At 31.2% G+C, this 6,733-nt stretch carries 4 protein-coding genes; 1 reads left to right on the top strand and 3 read right to left on the bottom strand.

Annotated elements, in window-relative coordinates; genetic code table 11:
- Positions 1 to 4 precede the first annotated feature (4 nt).
- Positions 5 to 1,546 carry an ABC transporter ATP-binding protein gene (locus tag OCU55_RS22500; protein ID WP_261854533.1) on the bottom strand — a complete coding sequence of 514 codons (1,542 nt, stop codon included), beginning with the start codon at positions 1,544 to 1,546 and terminating at the stop codon, positions 5 to 7.
- A 1,095-nt stretch (positions 1,547 to 2,641) separates the two neighbouring features.
- The gene (locus OCU55_RS22495; protein WP_261854532.1) at positions 2,642 to 3,307 is read right to left on the bottom strand and encodes an NAD(P)H-dependent oxidoreductase; all 666 of its coding nucleotides are present in this window, start codon (positions 3,305 to 3,307) and stop codon (positions 2,642 to 2,644) included.
- Positions 3,308 to 3,519: 212 nt separating this feature from the next.
- On the opposite strand from OCU55_RS22495, the gene OCU55_RS22490 reads away from it, so the two are divergent.
- On the top strand, positions 3,520 to 3,858 hold the full coding sequence (locus tag OCU55_RS22490; RefSeq protein WP_261854531.1) for a winged helix-turn-helix transcriptional regulator: 339 nt from the start codon (positions 3,520 to 3,522) through the stop codon (positions 3,856 to 3,858).
- A gap of 139 nt (positions 3,859 to 3,997) precedes the next feature.
- Here the strand turns inward: OCU55_RS22490 and helD are convergent, their stop codons facing one another.
- Positions 3,998 to 6,238, bottom strand: a complete 2,241-nt coding sequence (helD, locus tag OCU55_RS22485; RefSeq protein ID WP_261854530.1) for an RNA polymerase recycling motor HelD — start codon at positions 6,236 to 6,238, stop codon at positions 3,998 to 4,000.
- Between the last annotated feature and the right edge of the window lie 495 nt (positions 6,239 to 6,733).

The raw sequence follows: 6,733 nt of genomic DNA, 5'->3' as shown, positions 1-6,733 counted from the left end.
AGTTTTACTCAAGATCCTTCACCTCTTTCTCATCATCCTTAAGACTACCACCAGCCATAAGTATTCCAAGTTTTAGCTCCGTAGCATCTTTCCTATCTACTATATCTAAGATTTGTCCATCATACATTACCGCTATTCTATCAGATAAAGACATTATTTCGTCCAGTTCTAATGAAACTAAAAGAACTGCTTTACCATTGTCTCTTTCCTGTATTATTCTCTTATGAATGTATTCTATAGCTCCAACATCAAGACCTCTTGTTGGTTGACATACTATTAGAAGTTCTGGATCCTTTGAGATTTCTCTCGCTACTATAAGCTTTTGTTGATTTCCTCCTGATAAAGCTGATGCTGAAACTTCATCATTTGGAGTTCTTACGTCAAACTCTTCTATAAGCTTATTGCAATGCTTTCTAACTTCACTATAGTTTAATACAATACCTTTACTAAAAGGTTTATTTCTATGAATACCTAAGATTGAGTTTTCAAATAATGAATATTTAAGTATCAATCCTCTTTTATGTCTGTCTTCAGGAACATGTCCAACGCCAGACTCCATAACTATTTTAGGTGCCTTGTTAAATATATCTTTACCGTTTATAGTTACTTTTCCACTAACAGCTTTTCTAAGACCAGTTAAAGCTTCTATAAACTCTGACTGTCCGTTACCATCTACTCCAGCTATACCAACTACTTCACCTGCATGTACTGTAAGATCAAGATTCTTAACTACAGGAAGTTTTCTATGATCATTAGCATTTAAGTTTTCTATCTTAAGGATTTCACGGCCTACTTTTGCTTCAGCCTTCTGTACTACAAGATTAACTTTTCTACCTACCATTAGCTCTGCTAATTGGTCGATATTAGTATCTTTAGTATTTACAGTTCCAGTTACCTTACCTCTTCTTATTATGGTTACTCTGTCACTCATCTTCATAACTTCTTTAAGCTTATGAGTGATAAGAATTACTGACTTACCTTGTGACTTTAGGTTATCTATAATAACCCCAAGCTCATCTATTTCTTGAGGAGTTAGAACCGCTGTAGGTTCATCAAGTATTAATATATCTGCTCCTCTATATAAAGCCTTTAGTATTTCTACCTTTTGCTGTTTACCAACTGTGATGTCTTCAATTACTTCGTTTGGATTTATGTTGAAACCGTATTTTTCAGCAATAGCTTTAACATCCTCTATTGCTTTCTTCATGTCTACCTTCAAACCTTTTTTAGGTTCAATTCCTAGAACTATATTTTCTGCAACTGTAAAATTATGAACAAGCATAAAATGTTGATGCACCATACCAATTCCAAGCTTTATAGCATCGTTAGGGTTTGTTATCTTAGCTAGCTGCCCGTTAACGTATATTTCACCCTTTTCTTGTTGGTACAACCCATATAGTATGTTCATTAAAGTGGTTTTTCCCGCTCCATTTTCACCTAGCAAAACGTGAGTCTCACTTTTGTTAAGATCAAAATTAACATCATCGTTAGCTATGGTTCCTGGGAATATTTTTGTGATGCCCTTCATTTCTACCACTTTTGTCATGACTAATACCTCCTAATCAAAACTTTTTTCTCTTAAATTAATATTGATATGAGACTACCTATGTTTTAACTTCCAACCACAGACCCCTCAAGAGTTTAAAAAGATGTTTAATTATTTAACTTGTTCATATTTACGCCATATAGATATATAAGATTTCTACATTATTAAAAACCTAAATGTATAACAACAAGAAATTCTTATATCATTAGGCTTAGGCATCTTAAATATTATCTATTATGTAAGTATAGTTAAATATGTTATCGCTTACATATTTATATTAATATACAAAAACTCTACCGTCAATTATATTTTTATGGCATTTGTAAACAATTTCAATATGTAACTCCTGTAATTCTACATCTATCGACAAAATACTCTCGTGAAATTTATTCTAACATATTTTTTTCAACTAATAAAGTAACTTTATCATGTTAACTAGAGGAAATCTTAGCAAATAAACTAAATAGAAGAAAGTTATTAAAAAGCTTTTATTTAGGGCATATTTGAAGGTATTGTTTAAATTAAATGGCCATACATCCAATGCTTTAATGAGCCTTCGCAAAGAATTAATATGATTTTGTCATATTCCATGGCTAAAACTGTAAACTCACTACGTTCGAACAGTACAGTTTTACTCTTTATTAATCATACTCTATTATAAATCGTTCATATATAAAATAAAAAAAGTAACAATACATATATTAAAGAGTAAAAAGTGAGAATATATCGCCTGCCAGAATTTCTTCACATGCGTTCAGAAAAGGCAGATGCGTAAAAAAATCACTAATAAAGAACGATTAGCGATTTTTTAGAGCCATTCCACCTGATAAAATCATTTAATTCTAACTGCTCGCTCATAGAGCATCTCCTGTATAACCATTTAATTGCAATACAGTGTTTTAACAATACTCTTATTTAAAATAACTTAGATATGGTAAAGCGCTTTCAAGCTAAAAAATAGCAAATCCAATACTCTTTATAAGCTATGACACCTAAAAGGTCTTATACTTTTCCAAACAAAAATAAAGTTATTATATTAAGAGAATAAACGTCTCTTAATATAATAACTTCCACAACCTGTTGAACTTTATTTGTTTATATCCAAGTTACTATTTTATCTATACTTTGTCTTGTCTTTGGTCTTGGATCAGCTTTTCTATATCCGAAGGCTACCATATATGATACTGTAAGGCTTCCATCTTCAAGTATACCTCTGCTGTTTAGAATCTCTTCAATTTTATCCTTATTAAAACCTTCTATCGGACATGAATCAATTCCTATTTGCGCAGCAGCAGTCATCATATTTCCTAAAGCGATGTAAGTTTGCTTTGATGCCCAGTCATTAAGTGCAGTTTTATTTTCAAACAGCTTAAAATCATTTTCTTGAAAATCTTTTAGTCTTTCTCTCATTCCTTCTGCAACTTCAGCAGGAAGCTTCTTAACTTCCCTCATAAATTCTGAAATATATTTTGAGTCATACTTCATATCTTTATCTGTTCTTGAAAGAGCTACAATAAAATGACTAGCTGTTGGTAGTTGCTTTTGAGCCCCCCATGAAACTTTTCTTAATTCTTCTCTAAATTCAGGGTTTTGAACAACAACAAACTTCCAAGGTTCAAAACCGAAAGAGCTAGGAGATAGTCTGGCAGTCTCTAATATAAAATCAAAATCTTCTTTTGATATCTTCTTGCTATCATCAAACTCCTTGCACGCATGTCTAAAATCATATGCATCTATTATTTTTTTCTTTACTGAATCCATTATATTATTCCACCTTTCAAAATGTTTTAATTGAGGATGTACTCTCTATCTAAAATAAACTTCAATAGAAATAGTATATCGAATCTATGAATCAATTATAATCCACTCTAAACATATATTGAAGAATGCACATTTTTAATATATACTATACAATAATATACCTAAGTATAGTTTTTATACTTAGTATCAAAAAATGACGTGAGAGGTATCTTATGAATACTGAAGAAACTTTACCTATTGATCCACCTTGTGCCTCAACCAAGTGTGCAGTAGAGGCCACTTTAAGTATTATTGGTGGAAAGTGGAAGGGAGTCATCCTATATAGACTCTTATACGGAAAGAAAAGATTTAACGAGCTAAGAAGAGATATGCCAAAAATAACTCATAGAATGCTCACCTTGCAGCTTCGTGAACTTGAAAGTGATGGACTTGTAAAGAGGACTGTATACGCAGAAGTTCCCCCAAAGGTTGAGTACGAATTAACTGAACTAGGATCAACTATAAAACCTATAATTACAGAGCTGTACAACTGGGGAAAAACCTATTTATAAGCATCGGCATAAGACATACTATATTTAAATCATATTAGCTTATATGTTTTACAAGTTCTATACATTAAAAAGGTTACCTTATGATTTAGTATAAAATCATAAGGTAACTTTAATTGCAACACAGAACTTTAATAGCAACCTAAACTGACAATTTTAGCAGTTTAGTTCTTTCACCTACATGGTAAATCTTTAGATAATGCAAAGGTCTTGTCATAGCCACATATAAAAGTTTTATATCTAAATCACTATCAGTATACATGTCTTCTGAGGCATTGCAGATTATTACCATATCAAACTCAAGTCCTTTTACTAGGTAGGTTGGTATTATTACAATCCCCCCATTAAAGTCACTCTCTCCCCCTGTAACCATTGAAGTATCTATATTTAGATTATCTAATCTTTTCTTGAGTTTTTTACACTCCTCTAAGTTCTTGCAGATAAGGGCTAATGATTTATATCCTTTTTGCTTCCACAATTCTACGTCTGATTTTATTCTTAAGGACAATTCATCAACACTACTTACCTTATCAACCTTAATAGGTTCACCATGTCTTATAACAGGCTTTGCTAACGGAAGTTGCTTGCCCTTTAGATTTTTAATTACTTCAGTAGCACCACTCATTATTTCAACGGTTGTTCTATAACTTTGCTCTAATGTAAGCATCTCAGCTTCTCCGCCGAATATACTCTTATTCACATATTCCCAGTCCGTAGTACCTCTATAGCTATAAATACCTTGGCATATATCCCCTAATATAGTCATTGAACTAGACCCTATCACTTCTTTTAGCACTAAAAACTGAAATACGCTAAAATCCTGTGCTTCATCCACAACTACATGTCTTAAATTTAGTTTTTCTTCCAACCCATAAACTCTTAACTTTATATACATAAGTGGTGCCAAATCTTCTATTTCTATGCTCTTACTATCTACCGAAAGAATAGTTTGCTCTGATAGTTTTGCTATAAGTCCTTCTGGTTTCCACTCTTTCAGCATCCTCATGAATCCTTTATAATATTCACTAACACTAAGTGGATTTATTTTTTGAAAGTAATCTCTAACTAAACTGCTCATTTTAGTTTTTGCTCTTTTTAGTACAAGATCTCTTTCATTTGCTATTTCAATTATCTTAGCTCTTCTCTCAGCACAGTCATCCATTTCTCTTCTTAATTTATTTATTCTCCAATCATAATCTCTTTCAATAGTCTCAAGAATATCTTTTTTATTTAGTTTTAACTTGTTAGAAAGATGTTTCCTTATTTCAATTATTCTCTTTTCAAAAGGCAGATGATTATAACTAGCTACAAAAAGTGACTTAATATCTCTATAAGAATATATAATAGTATCATGAATCTTAAAGTCTGCTTTTGGAATATATTTAGATTCAACAAACTTCAGAAATTTATCTAACATCAGTTTGTATTCAATAGATGATTTGAAGGTACTTATCTTATTAACTTTAATATCGCCTTCAATTATATCTTTCAGTTTTTCAGAAGGCTCTTTTATATGAAACTTCTCTTCAATAATCTCTAATGCGAAATCTTCGAAAGTATTCTGACGAACACTGTGAACTCCCAGTTCAGGAAGTACATCTGAAATATAGCTTAGAAAAAATCTATTTGGTGCTATTATCATAAATCCATCAGAAGATACTGTTTTTTCATAATTATATAAAAGGTATGCTATCCTATGAAGTGCTATGGTTGTTTTCCCTCCACCTGCGGCTCCTTGTACTAATAAAGGTTTCCACATGTTAGCTCTAATAACTCTATTTTGTTCTTCTTGTATTGTAGATACAATATCTTTTAATCTATTATCTTTTAGAGAATTTAAACTTGCCTGTAGGAATTCATCATTTGTGGTTATATCTATATCATATATCTCTTGAATTTTTGATTTTTCAATACTGTATTGCCGCTTTAGACTAATATCGCCTTTTATGTTTCCATCTTCACAATCATAGTGACCTTCTCCTAGTCTACCTTCATAATAAAGAGTTGCCACTGGTGATCTCCAATCTATTATGATCATTTCATTAGTAGCATCATCAAGCAGAGAGGTTTTTCCTATATAAAGCTGTTGAACCTTATCTTTACTTTGTTCTTTAAAATCAACTCTTGCAAAGTATGGTTTTTCTATGCTGCTTTCTAATCCCTTAGTTTTAAATTCTAAATTCTTCTGAAGCACATAATTTATAGATAATTCGTTGAACTGCTCTGCATTGTCTGAGTTATAATGAGATAAACCATATTCAACCTCTGTATCAACTTTATTTTTATGTGCTAATACTTTTTCATTATAGTTTTTAAGATATTTTAGAGTTAGCTCTAGTCTTTGTATTTCTTTTTCATAATCAGGATGCTCCGTTCCTGCCATTCAACTCACTCCTTAAATTTTATTTGTGCCACATTGTTTAAAGATGTACCAGTTCGAACCTAAAAGCTTTTGAAACTCTTGCCACGTAGCTCTTGTCATGAGGTAACTTCATTACTTTATGTATTAACTGAGATACATAATATTTTATAGCAATCAAATAAAAATACAAAACACTAATTACCATTATATTACACTACATAATACCCTCTCTAAGAAAAAGTTTGGTGAAAACTATGTTTTTCCTAACTTTTTCTTCATTTCTCTTGACAACATCTAATTTTTTGTTTATAGTATAAGTATAAATTAGAAAAAGATATTAGTGTGGTGTATTTATACCTAAAATAATTTGTCAAATTTTGTCAATTGCTAGAGATTATATTTCTCTAGTTTTTTTATTTTATATGGATGTACCACTTCATATTGAAATTTATCCAAATAAAGACTCGTAGAAATACCGAAACCTTTATTTGAAGCTTAATGATTGAAGTGGTATAT

Origin of the sequence: Clostridium folliculivorans, assembly GCF_024341905.1 — a bacterium.
Lineage (GTDB): Bacteria > Bacillota > Clostridia > Clostridiales > Clostridiaceae > Clostridium_AR > Clostridium_AR folliculivorans.
Note: the sequence above shows the minus strand (reverse complement) of the source record. Positions and strands in the feature narration are given on the sequence as shown.